The sequence below is a fragment of the Roseovarius tolerans genome (assembly GCF_028885395.1).
Taxonomy (GTDB): domain Bacteria; phylum Pseudomonadota; class Alphaproteobacteria; order Rhodobacterales; family Rhodobacteraceae; genus Roseovarius; species Roseovarius tolerans.
In genome coordinates this window covers 576,538-601,596 of sequence record NZ_CP118494.1, presented here as the reverse complement: position 1 = coordinate 601,596, position 25,059 = coordinate 576,538, and the positions used below count along the sequence as shown (strand labels likewise).

The following is a 25,059-nucleotide window of genomic DNA, read 5'->3' as shown; positions in this document are numbered from 1 at the left end:
CGCTCTCCCCTTCGCACACCGGTCGCGAATACCGCTTACGTTGCATTCACAAGGCGAGAGCCTACCCCAGATTCCCCAAAGCGCAAGATATTGCTGCGGCGATCCGACACAGACAAAAGGAGGGGGTCGGGCGTGGCGCGATCAGGGCCGTGAAAGTCGTTAGCCGCTGCCGATCAGAACGCCCGCCGCGAAGACCAGCGCGCCGCCCAGAACCACCTGAAACGCCGCCCGGAAGAACGGGGTTTCCATGTATTTGTTCTGAATCCATGCAATCGCCCAGAGTTCGATGAAGACGACCACGAAGGCGATGATCGTCGCGGTCCAGAAATCCGGGATGAGATAGGGGAGCGCATGGCCGAGGCCGCCCACGGTCGTCATCACGCCCGAGGCGAGGCCCCGCTTGAACGGGCTGCCGCGCCCGGACAATTCGCCGTCATCACTGGCGGCCTCGGTGAAGCCCATGGAGATGCCCGCGCCGACGCTGGCCGCCAGACCCACGAGGAAGGTGGTCCAGGTGTCCTGCGTGGCAAAGGCCGTGGCAAAGATCGGGGCCAGCGTCGAGACCGAGCCGTCCATCAGACCGGCAAGTCCCGGCTGCACCCATGTCAGCAGGAATTGCCGCTTGGCTGTGCGCTCCTCGGCGTCGCGGGCGTCGCCGCTCAGGTGCTCTTGCTGCAACTCTTCGGCGCGGGTCTGGTGGCCCGCCTCGGCGGCGGCGAGATCACCCAACAGCTTGCGGGTGGCGGCGTCGCTACTGTGCTGCGCGGCCTTGAGATAGAAGGTTTCGGCATCGCGCTCCATCGCCTCTGCCTCGTCGCGGATGCGCTCGATCCCGAGGTTTTCGACCAGCCAGATCGGGCGTCGGGCGTAGAACCCGGCCACGTGCTCGCGGCGGATCAGCGGGATCACGTCCCCGAACCGGCTGCGGTGCAGTTCGATCAGACGCTGACGGTGGCCGTCCTCTTCACGCGCCATGCCATCGAACATGGCGGCGCTGTCGGGGAAATCGGCGCGCAGCATCTCGGCATAGGAGCGGTAGATACGCGCGTCGTCTTCTTCGGAGGAGATCGCGAGGGCGAGGATTTCCTGCTCGGACAAATCCCTGAAGCGGCGGCGGGAGGAAAAACCGGGAATCATGACGAACCTACGTTTAGAATGATTCTAATCTATCCATACGGGCAGAATGTTCAATGGTCAAACTCGCAAATGCGTAAAGTGAACTGAATGGTTCACTTTACTCTTGATTTCTGAACTGATCTGTTTAGATATAAAGTGAACAGATTAGTTCAGTTATGGAGTTGACCATGAACACGATGAAACCGATCCTGACCGCGTTTGTGCTTGCCGTCTCTCTCGCCGCGTCGCCGGTGCTGGCCTTTAGCATCGACGCGGGCAGCCTGACGCCGACCCTCACCTATCCCGACCCCGCACCGCAGCCGGTCACCAAGGATCAGGGCGGGATTTCCAAGTAAATTCTGCCGGGCCGCTGACCCAGCGGCCCGCACCCCCCCGCCGCGCACGCAGATGTGCTTGCGGATATCCGCCCGGCCCGACTACACTGTCCAGACCTGTCTGGAGGGGTTTAATGTCGGCACCGGCCGCGGAAATCAAAAAAGGACGCAAGTTCGATCAGGTGCTCGAAGGGGCGCGGCGCATTTTCATGCGTGACGGGTTCGAAGGCGCGAGCGTCGACGAGATCGCGCGCGAGGCGCAGGTCTCGAAGGCAACGCTCTACAGCTATTTCCCCGACAAGCGTCTGCTATTTTCCGAGGTGGCGCGGGTCGAATGCAACCGGCAGGCCGAAGAGGCGCTGGAAGTGATCGGCAAGGGTGCTGCGATCGAGCATGTGCTGCACGAAGCCGCAAGCCGGATCGTGAACTTCTTCCTGTCGGATTTCGGCCAGCAGGTTTTCCGCATCTGCGTAGCCGAGGCGCATCGGTTCCCGGAACTTGGCAAGCGGTTTTACGCCTCCGGCCCGGCGCTGGTGCGCGAGCGCATGAGCATGGTTCTGACCCCCTATGTCGAAGCGGGCGTGTTGCGGATCGAGGACATGGATCTGGCCGCCAACCAGTTCGGTGAGCTGTGCAAGGGGGATCTCTTCATACGTTCGCTCTGCGGCATGTGCGGCGAGGTCACCGAGGGCGATATCGAGCGCGTGGTGAATGGGGCGGTCGAGATGTTCCTCGCGCGTTACCGGGTCTGATCCGGGCCGCGCCCGGTCATGTCCCCGGCGATCTTTTCCGCGATCATGACAGTGGGCGCATTGGTGTTGCCACCGATCAGGCGCGGCATGATCGAGGCATCCACTACGCGCAGCCCCTCGATGCCATGCACGCGACCCTCGCCATCGACCACCGCCATATCGCCCCGCCCCATCGCGCAGGTGCCCACCGGGTGATAGATCGTATCGGCGCGGGCGCGAATGTCGGCCTCCAGCGCACTATCGCTGCCGTCATGGGGATAGAGCCGACGCTTGCGCCATGCGTCAAACGGCGGAGCGCCCAGGATCTCGTCCACCCGCCGGGCACCCTGCTTGAGCAGGTCGAGGTCGCGGGGGTCGCTGAGGAAGGCGGGGTCGATCAGCGGCGCATCGCCTGCACGCGCCGAGCCTAGCGTCACGCGGCCCCGGCTATGGGGGCGCAGCACGCAGACATGGCAGGAATAGCCGGGCCGAAAATGCAGCTTGCGCATGTGGTCATCGACCACGCCGATCACGAAATGCAATTGCAGGTCGGGCCGGTCGAGGTCCGGCTTTGAGCGCAGGAACGCCCCCGCCTCGCCATAGGGGGTGGTGAAATGGCCCTGCCCCGTCTTGCGCCAAGTCAGTCCCGCCCGCGCCATCCGCCACAGCCCCCTGGGATCGAGGCTTATCACGTCGTCACTGTGAGAGCGTTCCAGCAGGGTGTAGTCGAGATGATCCTGAAGGTTCTCACCCACGCCGGGCAGATCATGGCGCGGCGTGATGCCATGGGCCTGCAATTCGTCCGACGGGCCGATCCCTGAGAGCTTCAACAGATGCGGCGAGCCGAACGCGCCGCTGCTGAGGATCACGTCGCGCGTGGCCTGCACCTCTTGCACGCGGCCCTTGCGGCGATAGCGCAGGCCGGTGGCGCGCTTGCCGTCGAGAAGCACGCGCTCGGCCGTGGCATTGCGGATCACGGTCAGGTTTGTGCGCCCGAGTGCGGGAAAGAGATAGGCCGCCGCGGCTGAACACCGCTCACCGCGTTGGGGGCCTTCGAAATATTGCGTCACCTGAAAGAGACCCGCGCCCTCCTGCCGGGCACCGTTGAAATCGGCGTTGCGGGGGATTTGCAGGCTTTCACAGGCGGCGATAAACGCCTCGGAAACGGCGCGAGGGGCGTCCTGGTCCGCCACCTGCAACGGGCCGTGCTGCCCGTGCAGATCGTCCGACAGGCGCGCGTTACGCTCGGCCCGGCGGAACCACGGCAGCACGCTCTGCCAGTCCCAGCCGTCACAGCCTAGATCAGCCCATTCGTCATAGTCGCGCGCATGACCGCGCACATAGAGCATGGCGTTGATCGCGCTCGATCCGCCAAGCGCGCGGCCGCGCGGCTGATAGCCGCGCCGCCCGTTGAGGCCAGGTTGCGGCACCGTTTTCAGCGCCCAGTTGTTGAGCTTGGGTCGCCCCGACACCATCGCCGCCACGAGCGCGGGGGCGCGTATCAGGATGTCGCGGCCAGAACCGCCCGCCTCGATCAGGCACACCGTGACTGACGGGTCTTCGCTCAGCCGTGCCGCAAGAACGCATCCGGCAGAGCCGCCGCCGACGATGATGTAATCATAGCGCATCTGCCCTTCCTCCTGCGGCGGAGCCTATGCCGAATGCCCGGGAACGCAAAAGCCCGACGCAACGTCATGCGCCGGGCCTTCGCTGTTTGGTATCGGGGTCTTTAACCGGGGCTCATCCCGCGCAGACGCTCGGACCGGCGGCGCAGCATTTCGAGCGTCGCCAAAAGGACAATGGAAATCGCCACAAGGATCGTTGCCACCGCCAGAATGGTCGGGCTGATCTGTTCGCGCAGGCCGGTGAACATCCTCCACGGCAGGGTCTGCTGATTGGCCGAGCCGACGAAGAGCACCACCACAACCTCGTCAAACGAGGTGATGAAGGCGAAAAGGCCACCCGAGATCACGCCGGGCAGGATGAGCGGCATCTGCACCCGGAAGAACGTCGTCACCGGGTCCGCGCCCATGTTGGCCGCCGCGCGGGTGAGCGAGCGGTCAAAGCCGACCAGAGTGGCCGTCACGGTGATGATCACGAAAGGAATGCCCAAGGCGGCATGCGCCAGCACCACGCCGAAATAAGTGCCCTGAAGGCCGATCCGGCTGTAGAAGAAATACATCCCCGCCGCCGAGATGATCAGCGGCACGATCATCGGAGAGATCAGGATCGCCATGATCGCCCGGCGGAACGGCACGTGCTCGGAACTCAGGCCAATCGCGGCAAGCGTGCCAAAGCTGACCGACAGGAGCGTCGCCACCGGCGCGATGGCCAGCGAATTGCGGAGCGCCTGTTGCCAGCCGCTCGAGGTGAAGAAATCCTCGTAATGCTTGAGGCTGTATCCCGCCGGGTCAAAGCGCAGCATTTCGGGCGTGAAGGTAAAGAAGTTCTGGGCGTTGAAGCTGAGCGGCATGACCACGAGAATGGGCGTGATCAGGAAGATGAAGATCGCACCACAGAGCACGCGGAAGGAATAATGCCACAGCACCTGTCCACTCGTCAGGTAGGGGGCAAGATTGGCGCGATACCGCCCCTCGCCGATCCAGTAGATGAACCAAGAAAAGAACCAGCCGAACAGAACGCCGAGCACGAAGCCCGGCACGCCCGCCACCATGACGCCAACGGCGGTAAAGAGGGCGATGATGCCCCAGCGGACAGGCTTTTCCATGCCGAGCCCGAGGATCTGCAGGGCGACAAAGCCGAGCGCCATCAGCGCGAGGGCCCCAATCGCGATCCCCAGCAGGCCGGAACCATGCGCGGTGCCCACGAAAAGCCCGGCAAAGCCGCCCGCCGCACCGATGACCGGCAGCGCGAAGGAGAGCGGTTTTTTCTCGATCGGTGTGAGTGTCATAGCGCTCATGGCTCAGCCCCCCAGCTTCACGTTGTCGATGCCGACAATCTTGTCATAGGCCCAGTAGAGGACCAGAACGACCGCGAGCAGGATCGATCCGAGTGCCGCCGCCAGACCCCAGTTCAGGGACGAGGAGATGTGATAGGCGATCCGGTTCGAGATGAACGTGCCGGTGGTGCCGCCGACGATCTCGGGCGTGATGTAATAGCCGATGGCGAGGATGAAGACGAGGATCGACCCCGCGCCGATGCCCGGCACCGATTGCGGGAAATAGACCCGCCAGAACGCCGTCCAGTTGGTGGCCCCCAGCGACTTGGCCGCGCGCAGGTAGCTGGGCGGAATGGTCTGCATCACCGAATACATCGGCAGGATCATGAAGGGCAGCAGGATATGCGTCATCGCCACGATGGTGCCGAACTGGTTGTTGATCATCACCAGACGACTTTCATCCGCGACAAGGCCCAGCCAGACCAGCGTGTCGTTGATCACCCCCTGTTGCTGGAGCATGATCTTCCACGCGCTCGTGCGCACCAGAAGTGAGGTCCAGAAGGGCAGCAGCACAAGGATCATCAACAGGTTCGCGGTGCGCGCGGGTAAGTTCGCGAGAATCCACGCAATCGGATATCCCAGCGCAATGCAGCTGAACGTGATGACCATCGACATGAACATCGTGCGCTTGAAGAGGATGCCGTAGATGCGCTCGTCCTCATCGCGCAGGGCGATGCCCTCGGTGGTCTTTTCCATGTCCACGGCATTGAGGAAATAGCCGGTCGTGTAGGGCGGCGAATAGGTGTGGATCACCTCCCAGTATCCGACGCGATTCCAGTCCTTGTTGGACTCGATGAACGCCGATTTCATATCGACCTGCGGAAGGTCGGCCGCAGCGGCTTGGCGCAGCAGGTCCGCACCGGGGCCGTCATAGGTCGCCAATGCCGCAGCCGTTCCGGGATCTTCGAGATCCAGCGCGAGTGCGGCATAGACCGCCTCCCACGGCTCTTCCTCTGCGACGACATCTTCGTCCACGAAATGGGTGAAGGCGGCAAAGGCGGCATAGGCCCGCGCGGTGTTGGGCAGAATGTCGGAAATCGCGGCACCAGGGACAAAGCCCGCATCGCCCCGATAGTTATCGGATTCGAGTTGCTCGATTCGGCCGATCTGGTTTGACATCAGACGCGTGTTGCCCTCGGCCCCATCGCCGCCCGACATCATGTCATACCAGACCTGTGCCTCTTCAAACTCGGGGCTGATCTCTTCGAGCGCGTCCTGAAAGACCTCGCCCATATCGTCCACGTCGCGGCCCGTCGTACGGAAGAGCGACGACACGCCGCTTTCCTCGTAGTTCAGGCGGCTGCCAAGCTTGGTGTGCTCCTTGGCCTCGGAAGCGAGGAACAGATCAAAGAACATGGCGCGAAAGACTTGCTCATCCGGCACCTCTTTGCCGTCCCAGTCGCGCAGCTCCTCGACCGTCATGGGCACTGTATTGCCGACGATCTGGTTCTCGACCGAACGGAACAGCATGTCCGCGATGGGGGCGATGAACGCGACCAGCACGAAGATCAGCAGCGGCGCGATCAATGCGAGCGCCCGTATCTTCTGCGCGCGCAAGGCGCGTCTCAGGCTGCGCTTTAGCGGTGTGCCGTCTGCGGCAAGCACCGGGCCGGTGTCGGTGGTATCGCTCATGTCATCCCCGTCGGACAAATTTGGTTATTGAACCCTGGGTCTTGTGCCCGGTGGTCAGGTGTGGAGGGGGCCACGCGGGCCCCCTCCGGATCGTATCGCCGCGCTTATTGCGCCAGCCACGCCTGGAACTTGGCGTCCAGATCGTCGCGGTTATCCGCCCACCACTCGTAGTCGTAGATGTGGACGTTGGTCGCGTTGGCCGGATCGGTCGGCATATGCGGGGCCATGTCGATGCCCAGTTCCGCATGCTTGCCCACCAGCGGTGCGGACGAGTCGCGCGCCGGACCGTACGAGATGTAAGCCGCCTGATCAGCCAGACGCTGCGTGTCGGTCGCGAACTTCAGGAAGTCCATGACGCGCGCCAGACGATCTTCGGGCAGACCGGCGGGAACGATCCAGCCGTCGAGATCGAAGGACTGCATGTCCCACATCATGCCGATCGGCTGATCCTGCTCGGCGATGGCCGAGAACAGACGTCCGTTGTAGGTCGAGCCCATGAAGACTTCGCCATCGGCCAGAAGCTGCGGGGTTTCCGCACCAGCCGACCACCACACGACCTGATCCTTGATCGTGTCGAGCTTGGCAAGCGCGCGGTCCACGCCCTCGTCGGTGCCCAGAACGTCATAGAGCTCGTCCTTGGCCACGCCGTCGCAGAAGAGCGCCCATTCCATGTTGTCGATGGGGCGCTTTTGCAGCGCGCGCTTGCCCGGATAGGTTTCCAGGTCGAACACGTCGCAGACGCTGTCGGGCGCATCGACGCCTTCGGGCACCATGTCGGTGCGATAGCCAAAGGTGGTCGAATAGACGATCTGCGGCACGAAGCAATCGCTGACGATCAGGTCGCCGAAGTCGTCGCTGGCCTCAGTGCCGTCGGGCGCCGCTGCCAGAACCTCGTCGTGATCGAGCTCCATGGCGAGGCCTTCGTCACACAGGCGCATCGCGTCGGAGGCCACCACGTCGACCAGGTCCCAGGTCACGTTGCCCGCCTCGTTCATGGCGCGCAGCTTGGCCACGGCCTCGGCAGAGCTTTCGTCCCAGGTCGCGCTCACGCCGGGATTGTCGGCGAGATAGGGTTCGACATAGGCTTTCTGCTGGCTTTCCTGATAGGCACCGCCCCAGGACACGAGCGTCATGCTGTCGGCCATGTCCTGTGCGGTTGCAGATGCGCCGGCTGCAACGGTCAGAGCCGTCGTCGCAAGCAGGGTTTTAGTGAGTTTCATGAACATACTCCCAGTTTTTTGGTCCCGTTTTTGGTGAATGGGCTCCGAGTCACGGGTAGAAACATCCGGGGCCTCTCTCAACCCGCATCGGCGGCACGCGCCGACGCGAATATTCCTGATGACTTATGTCGCGTCGAGCGCGCGGCAATCGTCGGGCAGCCAGCCGATCTCGATCTGCTCGCCCGGTTGCAGGCGGCGTTGGTCGGGGGCGTTGCGTGTCTTGATGATGAACTCATCCGTGCCCGCCACCCGCAGGCGCGTGCGGAAGATGTCGCCCATATAGATGAACTCGACCACCTCGGCCTTGAGCGTATGGGCATCGGGGCTAAGGCGTTCGCGGTTGAACTCCACCCGCTCGGGGCGGATCGAGATCAGCGTGCGGTCGCCGGGTTTTTCCACGTTCACCGGCTTGGCGTCGATCAGCCCGCCATCGTCGAGCTGGACAAGCGCAAGGCCGTTCTTGATCTCTTTCACCGTGCCTTCGAGGGTGTTGTTCTCACCGATGAACTGCGCGACGAAACTGTTTTGCGGACTCTCATAAAGCTCGTCCGGCGGTGCCAGTTGCTGAATTTTGCCATCGTTGAACACCGCGACCCGGTCAGACATGGTCAGCGCCTCGGTCTGGTCGTGGGTCACATAAACCGTGGTGATCCCCAGCTCATGCGCGAGATGCGTGATCTCGAACTGCATCTTCTCGCGCAGCTGCTTGTCGAGGGCGCCGAGCGGCTCGTCCATCAGCACCAGCTCCGGCTCGAACACCAGCGCCCGCGCCAGAGCGACGCGCTGCTGCTGACCGCCCGAGAGTTGCGCCGGGCGGCGCCCGCCGAAATCACCCATCTCGACCATTTCCAGCGCGCGTTTGACCTTGGCCTCGCGATCCGACTTGCCGATCTTGCGCACCTCGAGCGGAAAGCTGAGATTCTCGGCGATGGTCATGTGGGGGAACAGGGCATAGTTCTGAAAAACCATGCCGATGCCGCGCTTGTGCGGCGGGATGTTGTTGATGCTGACCCCATCGAGCTTGATCTCGCCATGGGTGGCTGTCTCGAACCCCGCGAGCATCATCAGGCAGGTCGTCTTGCCGGAGCCTGACGGCCCGAGCATTGTCAGAAACTCGCCCTTGGGCATCGAGAGGTTGAGGTCTTTCACGACGAGCGTTTCGCCGTCGTAGCTTTTCTGCACGCGTTCAAACGCAACGAACGCGTCGTTGTTTCCGGTATCAGCCAACGTAGGCTCCCTGTTGTTTATGCGTCGTGAATTTTTCCACGTTCGGAACAGACTAAAACGCCAAATTTCCAGTGATGCAAGTGAACAGCGACCCTTTTTGCAAGATTCCCGGCATCACAGGTCAAATTGACTGCAAGATCATCAGATTCAGTCGAATGTCCTTCGCTTTACCGCAAGAAAAAGGGCCGTCAGAGTGATCCCTGACGGCCCGGCGGCGCGAATTGTTTATTATCCGAGGACGGTTTTGACGGCCTTGGCGGTCTTTTCCACGACCTCGTCGGCCTCGGCCCTCGTCAGGCAGAACGGCGGGGCGAATCCGAGGATATCACCCTGCGGCATGGCCCGTGCGATGACGTGATCTGCGGCGAGCGCGGCGGAAATCTGTGGCCCCACCTTGTCGGCGGCATCAAAGAAGGTGCGGCTGTCGCGGTCCTTTACGAACTCGACAGCACACAGCATGCCTTCGCCCCGCACCTCGCCCACGTTCGGGTGATGCCCGAGCGCCTCGGCCATGGTCTTGTTGAGATAGCCGCCCACCTCGCGATTGTTGGTGATGAGATCCAGATCATCCAGCAGTTTGAGGTTGGCCACCCCCGCCGCCGCCCCGATGGGATGCGCCGAATAGGTCCAGCCGTGGCCGATGGGGCCATTCTCGTCGGTGCCCTGTTCCAGCACCTTCCACATATTGTCGCTTACAATGCTGCCCGAGAGCGGTGCATAGGCCGAGGTCAGTCCCTTGGCGATGGTGATGAGGTCAGGCTTGAGCCCGTAATGCTCGGAGCCGAACATCGTGCCGAGACGGCCAAAGCCGGTGACGACCTCGTCGGCGATGAGCAGGATATCGTTTTTTTCCAGAATCGGCTGGATTGCCTCCCAATACCCGGCAGGCGGCGGCACGATGCCGCCGGTGCCCAGAACCGGCTCGCCGATGAAGGCGGCAATGGTGTCGGCCCCCTCGCGCGCGATCAGCCCCTCCAGTTCCGCCGCGCAATGGGCGACGAACTGCTCCTCGGTCATGTTCACATCGTCGCGGCGATAGTAATACGGGGCCTCGGTGTGGAGCACCTGCGCGAGCGGCAGGTCGAATTTCTGGTGAAAGAGATGCAGCCCCGTAAGCGAGCCGGTCATCAGGCCAGAGCCGTGATAGCCGCGCCAGCGCGAGATGATCTTCTTCTTCTCGGGGCGGCCGAGGATGTTGTTGTAGTACCAGATCAGCTTGATGTTGGTCTCGTTGGCGTCACTGCCCGAGAGGCCGAAATAGACCTTGGACATGTGATCCGGCGCGCGGTCGAGGATCATCTTGGCGAGCGTGATCGACGCCTCGGTGCCGTGGCCGACATAGGCGTGGTAATAGGCCAGTTCGCGGGCCTGATCGGCGATCGCATCGGCGATGTCCTGACGGCCGTAGCCGACGTTCACGCAATATAGCCCGGCAAAGGCATCCAGCAGCTTGTTGCCCTCGCGGTCCTCGATATGACAGCCGCTGCCGCCGGTGATGATCCGGTTCGGGGCCTCGCCGCGCGCGAATTGCGCGAGATGCGTCGAGGGGTGGAAGAAATTTTCGCGATCCCATTGATCGAGTTGGTCATTGCGCAGCATGGTTTTTCCTTTCGCTTGTTCTGGGGCACCGGAATTTTCAAAAAATTCCGGGCCGAAATCTTTTCAAGATTTCGTCTGCTCACGCCCAATCGCGGCAGACATACTTGATCTCCATAAATTCCTCCATGCCGCGCCTTGCCCCTTCACGGCCCAGCCCCGATTGCTTCACGCCGCCAAAGGGAATGGGCGCGCCGGTGACCTTGGTGCGGTTCACCGCCACCATGCCGAATTGCAGCGCCCGCGTCATCCGGTAGATGCGGCGCGGGTCATGGCTGTGCAGATAGGCGATCAGGCCGAACTCGGTCGCATTGGCGCGGCGCACGACCTCGTCTTCGGTGTCGAATGGCGTGATCGCGGCCACCGGGCCAAAGGTCTCGTCGCACATGATCGCGGCGCTATCGGGCACATCGGTCAGCACCGTGGGCTGATAGAACAGCGGACCAAGACCGTCGCGCTGCCCGCCGCAGGCCAGTTTCGCCCCGTGCTTGAGCGCATCGGCCACGTGCTCTTCCTGCTTCTGCACCGCCTTTTCGTTCATCAGCGGGCCGAGATCGGGGTCGTCCATGCCGCGCCCGAGGGTCAGTTTCTGCGTCTCTTCGGTGAAGCGGCGGCAGAACTCGTCATAGATCGCGCGCTCCACGTAGATGCGGTTCGCGCCCAGACAATCCTGACCGGAGGTGGCGAATTTGGCCTTGATCGATTCCTCGACCGAGCTTTCAAGATCGGCATTCTTGAACACGATCACCGGGGCATGACCGCCCAGTTCCATGACCAGTTTCTTCACGGTCCCTGCGCATTGGCGATAGAGCAACTGCCCGATATTGGTCGAACCGGTAAAGCTGAGCGCGCGCACGCGGGTGTCACTCGTCCAGGGTTCCACCACCGTTGCGGCGCGGCCCGTGACCACGTTGAACACGCCCGCCGGGATGCCTGCGCGCTCGGCCAGTTCGGCCAGCGCCAGCGCGGAATAAGGCGTCTCGCCAGAGGGATGCGCCACCACGGTGCAGCCCGCCGCCATCGCCGCCGCCGCCTTGCGCGTCAGCATCGCGGCGGGGAAGTTCCACGGGGTGATAAGGGCGGCCACGCCCACCGGTTCCAGCCACAATTCGACCTCGGCATCGGGCAGGTGGCTGGTCACGCCCTCGATATTCGGGCGCTTGGATTCCTCGGCGTAATATTCGACGAAACTTGCGGCATAGTCGATCTCGCCGCGCGCCTCCGACAGGGGCTTGCCCTGTTCCAGAACCATGATCCGCGCCAGATCTTCGCGGTGCTCGATCATCAGGTCGAACCAGCGGCGCAGGATGGCCGAGCGGTCCTGCGGCAGGGTCATCGCCCAATCGTCAAACGCATCTTGCGCGGCGTCCACCGCCAGCCGCGCCTGATCGGCGCTGAGGCTGGCCACATCGCCAAGCGCCACCCCGTCTGCGGGGTTGCGCACGGCGATGGTCTCACCATCCTCGCCGGCCACCCATTTGCCGCCCAGATAGGCAAAGTTGCGCACAAGGCGCGTGTCGGTTATCCCGTTACGGGTCCAGATCGCTGAATCAGACATGAGGCCCTCCTTTGCGCAGAAAAATATACTGCGTGCGCAGAGGGTGGGGCTGAACTGAATGCCGCTTGCAGAATATTCTTCTGCTTAGGGCGCGAATTTCCAGAGAATCATTCGAAAAACATGTCCAACGGTGGCAGGCGCGGTGATTTCACCGGTTTGGTCACGATATAGGTGAAATAGCGCGCGAGACCGATCCGGGCCTCCAGCATCTGGTCGATCAGCCGCTGATAGGCGTCGATGTCGCGGGTCACGATCTGCATCAGGTAATCGAACCCGCCGCCCAGCGCCCAGCAGGCCGTCACCTCGCCGTAATGCTGCACGCTGTCCTCGAAGGCGCGAAAACTGGCAGGCGTGTGGTCCGCCAGTTCGACCGCCACGAAGACCGTCACATGCGGCCCCAGCTTCTTGAGGCTGATGCGCGCGTGATAGCCTTCGATCAGCCCGGCCTCTTCCAGCCGTTTCAGCCGCTCCCAGCAGGGGCTTGCCGACAGACCGACGCGGGTGGCCAGTTGCGCCTTGGTGATGCGCCCCTCATCGGCCAGGACCCGCAGAATTTCCAGGTCGCGCGCGTCGAGCCTCATGTATGGATCACCGTGCCCACGTCGCGACCAGTAAGGCGCGCCATGACATGCGTGGCAATCGCCGTGTCCTGCACGCCGGTGCCGGTGAGGTCGCAGATCGTCACCTCGGACGCGTTGCGCCGCCCGCGCGCGCGACCCCGGATCACGTCGCCCAGTTCGACCGGACTATCCTCGGCCCAGAGGCCCGCCTCGAGCGCGGCGCGCAATTCGCCCAGCGATTGCGCCTGCGGGGCGCGGTCGGCGACGTAGAGATCGGCCTGCACCAGTGCCTTTGGGTCGATCTCGTTCTTGCCCGCCTGATCCGACCCCATGGCGGTGATGTGCAATTCGGGATGCAGCCACTCGGCCTTGATCACCGGTTCCTTGGCGGGTGTGGTGGTGATCACCAACTGGCTTGCTTTCACCAGATCGGCGGGGGCCTCGACCACGCGAATTTCGCACTTGAGATCGGACAGATCCTCGGCGCAGGCGCGCGCCTTGTCGGCATCGCGGCCCCAGATCAGCAGCCGGTCGAACTTGCGCACCAGATAGGCCGCCCGCGCCTGAAGCCGGGCCTGCACGCCGGTGCCGATCACCCCTGCGGTGTGGACAAGGTCGGGCGCGAGGTACTGCGCGGCGACCGCCCCCGCCGCCGCGGTGCGCAGATCGGTGAGGTAGCCATTGTCGAGAAACACCGCCTCGACCAGCCCGGTCTTGGCAGAAAACAGGATCATCAGCCCGTTGAGGCTGGGCAGGCCCAGCTTGGGGTTGTCGAAAAACCCGGGGCTGACCTTGATGGCGAACCCGTCAAAGCCCGGAATGTAGGCGGTTTTCACATCGACCTCGCCATGCGCCTCGGCGAGATCCATCGACATCACCGGCGGCATCACCACGCCTCCGTCCGACAGTGCACCGAACGCCTGTTCGATCACCTTCACGCTATCGAGGTCGAGCGTCACAGCGCCGCGCAATTCCGCCTCTGTCACGATCCGAATGTCATGTGCCATATCGCTTGCCCTCGATCACGGTGTCGCCCAGAGCCACGTCCTGCCCGGTGATGATCCGGGTGAACATGTCCATATCCAGATTGCGGCCGGTGACGATGGTGGCGGTCGGTCCTGCAACACTCACCTTGCCCGTTAGCACCGCCGCGAGGCCCACGACGCAGGCCCCTTCCGCCACGATCCGGTCCTCGTAATAGAGCACCTGCATCGCGTGGTAGATGTCGTCCTCGGTGACCAGCACCACCTCGTCCAGCAGATCGCGGCACATCGGAAAGCTGAGCCGGTTTTTCAGGCCGATGCCGCCGCCAAGGCTGTCGGCGAGGCTCGCCACCTCCTCGACTTCGACGGGGCGGCCCGCGCGCAGGCTCTCGTGCATCGCGGCGCCCCGGTCCATGCTGATGCCCACGACACGGATCGATGGCTTGATCGCCTTGGCGGCCATCGCCACGCCCGCCGCCAGCCCGCCGCCCGAGAGCGGCACCAGCAGCACCTCGAGATCGGGCCGGGCCGCCATGATCTCCAGCCCGATGGTGCCTTGGCCCGCGATCACCTTTGGGTCGTCGAAGGGCGAGATTTCCGTCAGCCCCTCTTCGCGCACCAGCCGCTCGGCCTCGGCCTGTGCATCGTCCTGGCTGCGCCCGATGATGCAGACCTCGGCCCCGAGCGCGCGGATGCCGTCGACCTTGGCCTGCGGCACCAGTTCGGACATGCAGATGACGGCGCGAATACCGCGTGCGCGCGCCGCATAGGCAACGCCGCGCCCATGATTGCCGGTTGAGCAGCAGGTGACACCCGCCGCCTCCTGCACCCCCGCCACGGCATTCAATGCTCCGCGCAGTTTGAAGGCGCCGATGGGCTGCATGTTCTCCAGCTTGAGCAGGAAATCGTGGCCGCATATCGCACTCATATGCGGCGACGGCACCAGGGGCGTGGCATCCGCCACCCCGGCGATCACTTGTGCCGCAGCAAGAACATCGGCCAGATCCGGGCGCATCGCTGTCTCCTTTTCGAAACCTCTGCGCAATCTGCGCGCGGTGCAGCCTATCGTCAACTCTGCGTCATTGCGCGGCCTGAAAACGACATTACGTGGCGTATTTCTTGGGGCAGCCTGGCTAAAAAACCCCTACCCGGGCCAAATCTCTAACCGACAGGCCCTGAAATGATCGAAAAAGACCTTCCCTTCTCCGACCAGGAATATCAGCGCCGCCTCGAGAAAACCCGCGTCGCGATGGCCGCGCGCGATCTCGACGCGATTTTCGTCACCGATCCCTCGAACCAGCACTGGCTGACGGGATATGACGGCTGGTCCTTCTATGTGCATCAGGGCGTGCTGGTGTTTCCCGATGCCGATCCGATCTGGTGGGGCCGCAATCAGGATGCCAATGGCGGCGTGCGCACGGTCTGGATGACCGATGACCGGGTGATCGGCTATGCCGATAACTACGTGCAATCGACCGAGCGTCACCCGATGCAGGATCTGGCCGAACGTCTGACCGGCATGGGGCTGGCGGACAAGCGGATCGGCGTCGAGATGGACAACTACTATTTCTCCGCCAAAGCCATGCAGACCCTGCGCGAGGAACTGCCAGAGGCGACGTTCCTCGACGTGACCGCGATGGTGAACTGGCAGCGCGGCGTGAAATCCGACGAGGAACTGGCGTTCATCCGCAAGGCCGCCGCGATCTCGGAAAAGATCACCGATGGCCTCTTTGAGCGGGTGGAGCCGGGCATTGCCAAGAACGAAATCGTTGCCGAAATCTTTCGCGACGCGATCCGTGGCGTTGAAGGCGCATGGGGCGACTATCCGGCCATCGTGCCGCTGCTGCCCTCAGGGTCTGACGCCGCAGCGCCGCACCTGACATGGAACGGTCGCGAATTCGCCACCGGCGAGGCGACGTTCTTCGAAATTTCGGGCTGCTACCGCCGCTATCACGCGCCGCTTTGCCGGACGCTGTTCCTCGGCAAGCCGCCGCAATTCCTGCTCGATGCGGAAAAGGCGCTGGTCGAGGGGCTGGAGGCCGGGCTTGAGGCGGCAACGGCGGGTAATCGTGCCTGCGACGTCGCCAATGCGCTTGCCGCGCCACTGGAACGCGCGGGCATAGAGCGCGGCGCGCGCTGCGGCTATCCCATCGGGCTCAGCTATCCGCCCGACTGGGGCGAGCGCACGATCAGCCTGCGCGCCGAGGACGAAACCGTGCTGGAACCGGGCATGACGTTTCACTTCATGCCGGGGCTGTGGATGTCGGACTGGGGCCTGGAGATCACCGAGTCGATCCTGATCAAGGACAGCGGCCCGGCGGAAACCTTCTGCAACCGCCCGCGCAAGATGTTCATCAAGGACTGAGCCGAAACGAAGACCCCGGAAACAACAACGCCGCTGCGATCCGCAGCGGCGTTGCTTTTTGCACAAGGTGAACAGCGTTATTCTGCCGCGTCTTCCTTGGTGATCTCTTCGCCGGTTTCCTGATCGACCATCTTCATCGACAGGCGGACCTTGCCGCGATCGTCAAAGCCCAAGAGCTTGACCTTCACGTCCTGACCTTCCTTGAGCACGTCGCTCGGGTGGTTCAGGCGGCGGTTCTCGATCTGGCTGACATGCACCAGCCCGTCGCGCTTGCCGAAGAAGTTCACGAAGGCGCCGAAATCGACGATCTTGACGACCTTGCCGTCATAGATCTGGCCCTCTTCCGGCTCGGCCACGATCGACCAGATCATGTCATAGGCCTTCTTGATCGACTCGCCGTTGGGCGATGCGATCTTGATGATGCCCTCGTCGTTGATGTCGACCTTGGCACCCGACACTTCGACGATCTCGCGGATCACCTTGCCGCCCGACCCGATGACTTCACGGATCTTGTCGGTGGGGACCTGCATGGTCTCGATGCGCGGCGCGTGGATGCTGAAATCAGCGGCCCCCGAAAGCGCCTTGTCCATCTCGCCCAGGATATGCATGCGCCCGGCTTTCGCCTGTTCCAGCGCCTGCTTCATGATCTCGGGCGTAATGCCTGCGACCTTGATGTCCATCTGCAAGGAAGTGATGCCTTCGGCGGTGCCGGCAACCTTGAAATCCATGTCGCCAAGGTGATCTTCGTCACCGAGGATATCCGACAGGATCGCAAATTCGCCATCCTCTTCGAGGACGAGGCCCATGGCCACACCGGCAACGGAGGTCTTGAGCGGCACGCCCGCATCCATCATCGACAGCGACCCACCACAGACCGAAGCCATGGAAGAGGAGCCGTTCGATTCCGTGATCTCCGACACCAGACGGATGGTGTAGGGGAAATCGGTCGCGGGCGGCAGAACCGCCTGAAGCGCGCGCCACGCGAGCTTGCCATGGCCGATTTCACGACGGCCCGGAGGGCCCACGCGCCCGGCTTCGCCCACCGAATAGGGGGGGAAGTTGTAGTGCAGCAGGAAGTTCGATTTGAAATTCCCGTGCAGCGCGTCGATGAACTGCTCGTCGTCGCCGGTGCCAAGCGTGGTGACCACGAGGCCCTGCGTCTCACCACGGGTGAAGAGCGCCGAGCCGTGGGTACGCGGCAGCAGGCCGGTTTCACAGACGATCGGGCGGATTTCATCGAGACGACGGCCGTCGATGCGGTTGCCGTTCTTGACGACATCGCCACGCAGCACGACCGACTCGAGCTTTTTCATGGCGGACCCGAGATTGCCGTCTTCAAGCTGCTCTTCGCTCAGCTGTGCCTTGATCGCGTCTTTCGCGGCGGAAATCGCATGGGTGCGTTCCTGCTTGTCGCGAATGGCAAAGGCGGCGCGCATCTGTTCTTCGCCTGCCGCTTTGACGGCGGCGTAGAGGTCGGAGTAATCCGGCGGCGTGAAGTCGAACGGCTCCTTGGCGCAATCCTCGGCGAGCGAAACGATGAGATCACAGACCGGTTGGATCTGCTCATGCGCGAAGGTCACCGCGCCAAGCATCTCTTCCTCGGTCAGCTCATAAGCCTCGGACTCGACCATCATCACGGCGTCCTTGGTGCCTGCGACAACCAGATCGAGACGCTGCTCGGGGTTGTTGCGCAGGTTGTGCATGTCGTCGATCTCGGGGTTGAGGATATATTCCCCCTCCGAGAAGCCAACGCGGCAGCCTGCGATCGGGCCCCGGAACGGCGCGCCGGAAATGGTCAGCGCGGCGGAGGTTGCGATCATCGCGACGATGTCCGGGTCATTGACCAGATCGTGGCTGAGCACGGTACACATCACCAGCGTTTCGTTCTTGAAACCCGGCACGAACAGCGGGCGGATCGGACGGTCGATCAGACGCGCGGTCAGGGTCTCTTTCTCGGTCGGGCGCGCCTCACGCTTGAAGAAGCCACCCGGCACCTTGCCCGCCGCGTAGTATTTTTCTTGGTAGTGAACGGTCAGCGGGAAGAAATCCATTCCCGGCTTCTGTTCCTTGGCAAAGGTCACGTTCGCCATGACCGAGGTCTCACCAAGTGTGGCGATCACCGACCCGTCGGCCTGACGGGCGATCTTGCCGGTTTCCAATGTGAGGGTCTCTTCCCCCCACTGCATCGATTTTTTCGTCTCTTTAAACATCACGTTTCCTGGTTCTGGCCGGTCCGGGCGTATCCCGTCGGGCCCATTTGCATCCGGGGCCGCATTGCCCCGCGGCTTTGCTTGCTTCATCCTGTTCCCGGCAAAGCCAGACCGGGGAACAATCGGATCATACGAAAACCGCGCCCGTTTGGGGCGCGGTCTTTTGTCTTAGCGGCGAATGCCGAGGCGCTTGATGAGGTCCGTGTAACGGGCCTCTTCCTTGCCCTTGAGATAGTCGAGAAGCTTACGACGCTGCGCGACCATCATCAAAAGGCCACGGCGACCGTGGTTGTCCTTCTTGTGGGTCTTGAAGTGTTCGGTCAGCGTGGTGATCCGCGAGGTCAGGATGGCAACCTGCACTTCGGGCGAACCGGTGTCGCCTTCCTTGGTGCCGAATTCCTTGATCAGGCGGTGCTTTTCTTCAACAGTGATCGACATCGGGATCTCCTTGTCATTCAGGGTTTCGGGCGCAAGCCGGGATGTCGTCCAGCAAGGTCCATGAGATATACCTCTGGGCCGGGCCCGAAGGATACGCGCGTATAGGAGAATTCGGTGGAAATTGAAAGCGGGAATCTCCGACCCGGATCAGAGCCCCATGAGCGCCGCCAACCCGCTTTGCGGCAACAGCGTGACATGATCCAGCGTCAGCCCTTGCGCATTCGCAATCACTGCCACGGCACTGCCATCGAGCACAAGATGCTGCGTGCCAGCCGTCTCGGGATCAGGTTTCAACGTGATGTCGGGCACTGCGCCACCCGCATCATCGTAGACCACCAGCAACGCATCCTCGGCGGTCGAGAAATCGAGGATTTCCGCCTGATGCCCGGCCCTTAGCCAATCGCCGAGAATCACGCTGTCCGCGCCTGACCCGGTGCTCACGATATCGCCCTGCCCGGCGAAGATCACGTCATCGCCGGACCCGCCATTGAGATAGTCCCGGCCGTCAATGTCATCGCGCGAGGCGGTGTCGGGATCATCCACGACACCGCTCAGCGTATCATTCCCGATGCCGCCGAACAGCGTGTCCTGCCCCAGATCACCGATCAGATAATCATTGCCTATATCGCCATGCAGCGCATCCGTGCCAGCGCCCCCCGAAAGCGTGTCATCGCCCGCACTGCCGACGAGGCTGTCATCGCCTGCACCGCCCCAGAGCCGGTCATCGTCATTATGCCCATAAAGGATGTCGTCGCCATCGCCGCCAAGCAGGCTGTCATTGCCGTCGCCACCATGCAGCGTATCATCGCCACCCTCGCCGGAAATCACGTCCCGCCCCTCGGCCCCGTGCAGCACATCGGACCCGGGCCCGCCCGTGATCGTGTCATCGCCCTGATATCCGCTGATCTGATCCTGCCCGTCCGTGCCGATGATCTCGTCGGCCCCGTCCTGCCCGGTGATCACCTGCCAGACCGGAGTATCCGGTGCATCCGTCACCTGGTCCAGCAGGTCAGGGGCATTCTCCGGCGGCGGGTCATCGGGCGGGCTGTCATCCTGCGACACCGCGTCGCCCGCACCATCCAAGCCGACAAAGGCCGACGCCCCGACCGCTACCATTCCCAACAATCCGGCAAAAAACAGCATTACCCACACTCGCCAAAAACCCCGAACAGGAGACTATAGCGCGCAGATTATGGCAAGCGGATTGGCCTTCGATGGTTAATGCGCGACAGGACGCACCTCGTAGCCCGGCTCTTCGGGTTCGTCATCGGTCATCTGCGCCGGAAAGCCCGGCGCGCGGATATCGAGCCCGGTGGCATCTTCCAGCCGCCGAATGATGTTGGGCGACAATTCCCGCTCGCCGTAGCGCGCGATGCCGTCATCCAAGATCGAGATCAGCAACGGCGACAGTTCCAGCGGCACGCCCGCCTCGTCGGCGATCTTCTGAAAGAGGCCGATATCCTTCTTCACCAGATCCATCGTGAAGGAAATGTCGCGGCTGCCGTTGAGGATCACCTGGCTTTCCGTTTCATGTACGAACGAGGTGCCGGAACTGATCTTGATCGCCTCATACGCGGTCGCGAGATCCATGCCCGCCGCCTTGGCCGTCACCAGCGCCTCGCAGCAACTCAGCAGGTTGGCGGTGGCGAGGTAATTGGTGATCACCTTGAGCACCGAGGCGCTGCCGGTCTCTCCGGTATGGAGCACCCGCCGCCCCATCGTTGTCAAGAGCGGCAGAACTTGCTCGAAGGTTTCGCGCGGGCAGCCCGCGAAAATCGCGATATTGCCGGTATCGGCCCGGTGACAGCCGCCCGAGACCGGGCAATCCACCGCCGTCCCGCCACGCGCCTCGACCATCTCGGCCAGCCTGCGGATTTCGCCTGCATCGGTGGTGGACATCTCCAGCCAGATCTTGCCCGGTCCGACCTCGGGCAGCATCTGCATCATCACCGCGTCCGAGGCGGCGGGCGACGGCAGGCAGGTGATCACCACCTCGCTGTCGCGCATCAGCTGTGCCGGGCTCTCGCCCGGTTTGGCACCGCGCGCGACAAAGCCCTGCACCAGATCGCCGTTGAGGTCATAGACCGTCAGGTCGTGGCCGTTGCGCAGCAGGCTGCCGGACAGTTTGCCACCGACATTGCCCAGACCGATAAAGCCTATTTTCATGGAGTATGTCCCTGTTGCTTGCACCGCTCTCAAGACGGCTGTGCACAGCCTTTTGCGATTCGCGGTGCAAATGCAAAAGGGAAACACGCGCGCGGCGTAAAAACCGGCTCAGCTGCGGCGCAGCGTGTCGCCCAGGCTGATCGTGGGTTCCAGCGCGATGCGCACAGGCTCGGCGGCCTCGGGGTGGTCCGCGCGGGCGGCGATGATCTCGGCGGCGCGGCGTCCGATCTCCAGTCGGCAGGCATCCATGGTGGCCAGCTCACGCGGCAAGCCCTGCAACAACTCCACCCCGTTGAACCCGGCCAGCCCGATCTCTCCGGGAATATCGACGCCTTTCTCCAGCAGGTAGAGCAACCCGCCTGCACCGATCATGTCGTTGGAATAATAGAGGAAATCCAGATCCGGCGTGCGCCGTAACATCTCGGCGGTCATCTCGCGCCCCTTGAGCAGCGCAGAGCCCCCGGAATAGAACTCGTGATCGGCCATCTCGATCCCGGCCTTGGCCAGCGCCTCGGTGAAGCCCTCGAAACGTTTGCGCGCCCGGTGATCGAGCGGCATCTTGGTGCCCATGAAGCCGATCCGGCGATAGCCTGCGCGAACGATCGCCTGCGCCATCTGCTGGCCGGCGCGGCGGTGCGAAATCCCGACAACCGAGTCGATTGGCGTGCCGTCCACATCCATGATCTCGACCACCGGTATACCGCTTGCACGCAGCATCGCCCGGCTGGCATCCGAATGCTCCATGCCCGCGATGATCACGCCGGAGGGCCGCCACGAGAGCATCTCGTAAAGGACCTTCTCCTCTTTCTCGGGGCGATAGCCGGTCAGCCCGACAACCGGTTGCAGGCTGGTTTCTTCCAACACCTGGCTGATCCCGGTCATCACCTCGGGAAAGACCATGTTCGACATCGACGGGATGATCACCGCCACGAGGTTCACGCGCTGGCTGGCCAGCGCGCCCGCGATCTTGTTGGGTACGTAACCCAACCGCTTGGCGGCCTCCAGCACCCGCTGCCGGGTGCCGTCCGACACATCGCCCTTGTTGCGCAGCACGCGGCTCACGGTCATCTCGGAAACCCCCGCCGCCTCGGACACGTCGCGCAGGGTCAGGGGGTGTCTGTCTTGATTTGTCACGGGCGTTGTCCAGAAAATGGGCTTGATCAACTGTTACCGCGAACAGGCAGGCCGGATCAAGCGGCCTGCGCATCACACCGGTATCGGGATTTTCGCTGTCCCGCAAATCGACCGATGACAAATCCCGCGTCGCCCGGTAATCAATCCCCGCGCGGCCCCGTGGCTCAACTGGATAGAGCAGCCCCCTCCTAAGGGGCAGGTTGCAGGTTCGAATCCTGCCGGGGCCGCCAACAAAATCAGAAAACTCCATTGAAACCAATGGAATAAGGTGTTTTCAGGCCCTCAGGACGTGACACAAGAGGTGACACATGTCCGCTACCGAAGGGCCGCCAACAACGTTCAACAACTGGGTGGGTTTTGGACGGGGTTTTTGGCGGCATCCATAGGGGTGGTTTGAGCCTGTGCCAAAAAGGAGCGTTCTAGGCGCTCAGGTTGTGAAAAAAGTGACGCAACGTCTTCATGGTTCGGAGGTATAGACAAAGTGCTTCACGCGCATTACCTGACCCCGTGTTGAACCTACTGAAGTGCGCTCGCCTTCACGTTCGACATCTCTCGAGTGATCAAACACTTGTTGTAATTTAGGATTTGGTTAACCCGCAATGCTAAAAGCAATCTCTGCAGTCGCTTTAGCCGCTGCCGTAAACATGTCGCCTGTGACCGCCGCGACGATCCAAGATCTGAATATGGATCAGAACGACTGGGCTGTATTCGAATTTGACGGTGCGAACTCCGTTGATCTGGCAGTGGAGCCAATCAGCCGTAACGGCTCGTTCTCTGTCACCTACGCATTTTCTGGCAATGGGTGTGGTGACAATATTTACTGGACATGCCTTCCCGACAGCCATACCACGAATACGCTATATTCAGACTATTCCCACAATTTCGGCGAAGGTTGGTTCGATAAAGAGAACTTGGGTTCGATCACTTCGCCCTTCACAATCTCCTATTCCCGAGAAACGTGGGAAAATTTGTTTGTCTATTTCAGGGTCACATCTGGTTCGGGCTCGATATCGCACGTAGAGAAATCCGTTTCAGCTCCTGTCCCGCTGCCAACAGCTTTCCCAATGCTGCTGGCTGGTCTTGCGGGTCTGGGCGTCTTTGCGCTTCGGCACCGCAAAGCGGCTTGATCACCGTAGAGCGTCGTAGCGCCTGGGCTGACACTTCTGCTTTGTTATCCTATCCGAGCGACATTTCTGAATGGCGTTTACAATGAGTCCCGACGTCTGATCCATATTAACCGTCTTTGAAGCTCTCGCGGAAGGCCGTTCACTGGTCGACTTCCTGGTTACGAAGTAGCAAGCGCGCGAGCGTTCTGGCCTGGGCTTTTGGAAGGTCAGGACGACGGTTCTAGGCACACAGGTTGTGACAAGTGGTTTTTGTCAAAGACCGGTCGTGCAAGCAACACCTGGTACGGCTGTGGCAAGTTTGGTTTTGAATGTCATGTTGAGTTCCTCTAATTGTTGTCCGTAATTTTTTGCGGATATGAGGGGGCCACGGCGTGATGCCTGTAAGGGTTTCAACCGGAGCGAAATAGATCTGCGTCAAAGAATTCATCGACTGCAAGAATGGCCCCAGTTGGCGCGCCGGTCGGCGATCCACCTTCCGGTTCGTCCGAGACAGCCAATGTTCCGCCGTCGATTAAGGCGGCAATTTCGGGTGTGATCTCGAACAGGCTCTCCCGATCCGCCGGGATCACGCCCAATGATACGGGCGCTTGCGCCTCCGCACCGATCACCCAAAGCTCAAAAGCCCGGCCTGTCGCTGGCTCGCCCTGTTCGGGGATTACTTTGAACAAATTCCCGTCCGGCGAGTAGCCCGCTTCTATATGCACCGCCCCATCTTCCGAGATCAACGTTGCATGGAGCGTTGGATCGAATGCCGGGCCACTCAGCATCGGACTGAAGACGAGAAATGCTGCAACGGCAACAGCGGCCAGCCCGGGGAAGGCCAGCCATCCCCATGTCCAGCTGCGTTTCGCGCTTGCTTGCCCACCACTCAATTCCGCAAGAAGCTTCGAGCGGATCGAAGGCGATGGAACTTCTTCAGGCACATCAACGGCCAGAGCCGCGAACTCGGCCTCCCAAAACTGCACAAGTTCACGCAATTCAGGTTCGTTTTTCAATCGCGCCTCAAACGCCTGTTCTGCGTCCACGTCCAGCAGGCGCAAGACGTATTCGGCGGCAAGCGCCTCGTCTTCCGGTATCTCCTGTTGGTCACTCATCGCGCAAGGCACTCCTTCAAAGATATCAGGCTGCGGCGCAGCCAGGTTCGCATCGTGTTCAGCGGCACTTCAAAACGGTCCGCAAGCGCTTCGTAGGTCGCGCCATCAAGATAGGCGGCACGGACAGCATCGGCGCGATCTGGCGGCAATTCGTCAAAACAGGCGCTGATCCGACGCTGCTCTGACGCGGCGATGCTCGCAGCCTCGGGGCCCGGACGCTTTTCGACAAGCTCGCCAACGCTGTCGAGGGCCACATAGTCGCTCTTTTTGGCTCGCAGCTTATCAATCGCCAGGTTTCGCGCAACGGTGATCAGCCATGTCATCGGACTGTGACCCGTGACCGCGTATCGATCGGCTTTGGCCCAAATCCGAAGGTACACGTCTTGTAGGGCATCCTCGGCTTCTGACCTGTTCTTCAAGACACGCAAGCAGACGCTGAAAAGTTTCCCGCTCGTGGCATCATAGAGAGCGGCCAATGCAGCTCTGTCGCCAAGGGCGATCTTGCCAATCAGGTTTTCTATGTTCTTGCGGTCCGTCATGTGGGTCTTGAGCAGCTCGAATAACTTCTGTTCTTATCTGCCTGACAGAAATGGCCCCGAACAGCAATC

22 protein-coding genes and 1 tRNA gene are annotated in these 25,059 nt (G+C 62.1%); 5 read left to right on the top strand and 18 right to left on the bottom strand.

From position 1 onward, the window contains the following. Positions 1-159: 159 nt before the first annotated feature. Positions 160-1,137 (bottom strand): iron exporter MbfA, encoded by a 978-nt coding sequence (mbfA, locus tag PVU19_RS02855; protein ID WP_050662953.1) that lies wholly within the window; start codon positions 1,135-1,137, stop codon positions 160-162. 167 nt (positions 1,138-1,304) lie between these two features. On the opposite strand from mbfA, the gene PVU19_RS02850 reads away from it, so the two are divergent. Further along, positions 1,305-1,472, top strand: a complete 168-nt coding sequence (locus PVU19_RS02850; protein ID WP_235575823.1) for a hypothetical protein — start codon at positions 1,305-1,307, stop codon at positions 1,470-1,472. Between the two features lie 113 nt (positions 1,473-1,585). Then, a complete protein-coding gene (locus tag PVU19_RS02845; RefSeq protein ID WP_050662955.1) occupies positions 1,586-2,203 on the top strand; it encodes a TetR/AcrR family transcriptional regulator in 618 nt (205 codons plus the stop codon). Here PVU19_RS02845 and PVU19_RS02840 read toward each other — a convergent pair. The 10 genes from PVU19_RS02840 to eutB all read right to left on the bottom strand — a co-directional run bounded on the left by PVU19_RS02840 (position 2,191) and on the right by eutB (position 14,932). Then, positions 2,191-3,810: a GMC family oxidoreductase gene (locus PVU19_RS02840; RefSeq protein ID WP_050662956.1), complete on the bottom strand. Its 1,620-nt coding sequence runs from the start codon at positions 3,808-3,810 to the stop codon at positions 2,191-2,193. The two genes, PVU19_RS02845 and PVU19_RS02840, sit on opposite strands and share 13 nt — an antisense overlap. Before the next feature lie 101 nt (positions 3,811-3,911). Next, positions 3,912-5,102, bottom strand: coding sequence for an ABC transporter permease (locus PVU19_RS02835; RefSeq protein ID WP_420833241.1), 1,191 nt, complete (start codon positions 5,100-5,102; stop codon positions 3,912-3,914). A gap of 3 nt (positions 5,103-5,105) precedes the next feature. Beyond that, positions 5,106-6,773 (bottom strand): ABC transporter permease, encoded by a 1,668-nt coding sequence (locus PVU19_RS02830; RefSeq protein WP_050662958.1) that lies wholly within the window; start codon positions 6,771-6,773, stop codon positions 5,106-5,108. Positions 6,774-6,877: 104 nt separating this feature from the next. Beyond that, positions 6,878-7,993 (bottom strand): extracellular solute-binding protein, encoded by a 1,116-nt coding sequence (locus PVU19_RS02825; protein ID WP_050662975.1) that lies wholly within the window; start codon positions 7,991-7,993, stop codon positions 6,878-6,880. A 123-nt stretch (positions 7,994-8,116) separates the two neighbouring features. Continuing rightward, the gene (locus PVU19_RS02820) at positions 8,117-9,220 is read right to left on the bottom strand and encodes an ABC transporter ATP-binding protein (RefSeq protein ID WP_050662959.1); all 1,104 of its coding nucleotides are present in this window, start codon (positions 9,218-9,220) and stop codon (positions 8,117-8,119) included. A gap of 228 nt (positions 9,221-9,448) precedes the next feature. Next, a complete protein-coding gene (locus PVU19_RS02815; protein ID WP_050662960.1) occupies positions 9,449-10,819 on the bottom strand; it encodes an aspartate aminotransferase family protein in 1,371 nt (456 codons plus the stop codon). A gap of 79 nt (positions 10,820-10,898) precedes the next feature. After that, complete coding sequence (locus tag PVU19_RS02810; RefSeq protein ID WP_050662961.1) at positions 10,899-12,374, bottom strand: NAD-dependent succinate-semialdehyde dehydrogenase; 1,476 nt, start codon at positions 12,372-12,374, stop codon at positions 10,899-10,901. A 107-nt stretch (positions 12,375-12,481) separates the two neighbouring features. Then, positions 12,482-12,955, bottom strand: coding sequence for an Lrp/AsnC family transcriptional regulator (locus tag PVU19_RS02805; protein ID WP_050662962.1), 474 nt, complete (start codon positions 12,953-12,955; stop codon positions 12,482-12,484). Beyond that, on the bottom strand, positions 12,952-13,941 hold the full coding sequence (locus PVU19_RS02800) for a cyclodeaminase (protein ID WP_050662963.1): 990 nt from the start codon (positions 13,939-13,941) through the stop codon (positions 12,952-12,954). The genes PVU19_RS02805 and PVU19_RS02800 overlap by 4 nt, the downstream gene beginning before the upstream one ends. Further along, positions 13,931-14,932 carry a hydroxyectoine utilization dehydratase EutB gene (gene eutB / locus PVU19_RS02795; protein WP_050662964.1) on the bottom strand — a complete coding sequence of 334 codons (1,002 nt, stop codon included), beginning with the start codon at positions 14,930-14,932 and terminating at the stop codon, positions 13,931-13,933. The genes PVU19_RS02800 and eutB overlap by 11 nt, the downstream gene beginning before the upstream one ends. A gap of 165 nt (positions 14,933-15,097) precedes the next feature. On the opposite strand from eutB, the gene PVU19_RS02790 reads away from it, so the two are divergent. After that, entirely contained in the window at positions 15,098-16,282 is a 1,185-nt protein-coding gene (locus PVU19_RS02790) for a M24 family metallopeptidase (RefSeq protein ID WP_050662965.1), read from the top strand. Positions 16,283-16,359: 77 nt separating this feature from the next. On the opposite strand, the gene pnp is transcribed toward PVU19_RS02790, so the two are convergent. The 5 genes from pnp to PVU19_RS02765 all read right to left on the bottom strand — a co-directional run bounded on the left by pnp (position 16,360) and on the right by PVU19_RS02765 (position 22,230). Next, a complete protein-coding gene (gene pnp / locus PVU19_RS02785; protein WP_050662976.1) occupies positions 16,360-18,492 on the bottom strand; it encodes a polyribonucleotide nucleotidyltransferase in 2,133 nt (710 codons plus the stop codon). Between the two features lie 168 nt (positions 18,493-18,660). After that, complete coding sequence (gene rpsO / locus PVU19_RS02780; protein ID WP_050662966.1) at positions 18,661-18,930, bottom strand: 30S ribosomal protein S15; 270 nt, start codon at positions 18,928-18,930, stop codon at positions 18,661-18,663. Positions 18,931-19,077: 147 nt separating this feature from the next. Next, positions 19,078-20,046: a calcium-binding protein gene (locus PVU19_RS02775; RefSeq protein WP_268784946.1), complete on the bottom strand. Its 969-nt coding sequence runs from the start codon at positions 20,044-20,046 to the stop codon at positions 19,078-19,080. Positions 20,047-20,148: 102 nt separating this feature from the next. Beyond that, entirely contained in the window at positions 20,149-21,096 is a 948-nt protein-coding gene (locus tag PVU19_RS02770) for an NAD(P)-dependent oxidoreductase (RefSeq protein ID WP_050662968.1), read from the bottom strand. A gap of 108 nt (positions 21,097-21,204) precedes the next feature. Continuing rightward, the gene (locus tag PVU19_RS02765) at positions 21,205-22,230 is read right to left on the bottom strand and encodes a LacI family DNA-binding transcriptional regulator (protein WP_050662977.1); all 1,026 of its coding nucleotides are present in this window, start codon (positions 22,228-22,230) and stop codon (positions 21,205-21,207) included. A 153-nt stretch (positions 22,231-22,383) separates the two neighbouring features. Here PVU19_RS02765 and PVU19_RS02760 point away from each other — a divergent pair. Then, positions 22,384-22,460 (top strand) — tRNA-Arg (locus PVU19_RS02760). A gap of 369 nt (positions 22,461-22,829) precedes the next feature. Next, positions 22,830-23,357, top strand: coding sequence for a PEP-CTERM sorting domain-containing protein (locus PVU19_RS02755; protein WP_152911642.1), 528 nt, complete (start codon positions 22,830-22,832; stop codon positions 23,355-23,357). A 389-nt stretch (positions 23,358-23,746) separates the two neighbouring features. Here PVU19_RS02755 and PVU19_RS02750 read toward each other — a convergent pair whose 3' ends face one another. Then, positions 23,747-24,451, bottom strand: a complete 705-nt coding sequence (locus tag PVU19_RS02750) for an anti-sigma factor (RefSeq protein WP_050662969.1) — start codon at positions 24,449-24,451, stop codon at positions 23,747-23,749. Then, positions 24,448-24,990: a sigma-70 family RNA polymerase sigma factor gene (locus PVU19_RS02745; protein WP_050662970.1), complete on the bottom strand. Its 543-nt coding sequence runs from the start codon at positions 24,988-24,990 to the stop codon at positions 24,448-24,450. The genes PVU19_RS02750 and PVU19_RS02745 overlap by 4 nt, the downstream gene beginning before the upstream one ends. Positions 24,991-25,059 lie beyond the last annotated feature (69 nt).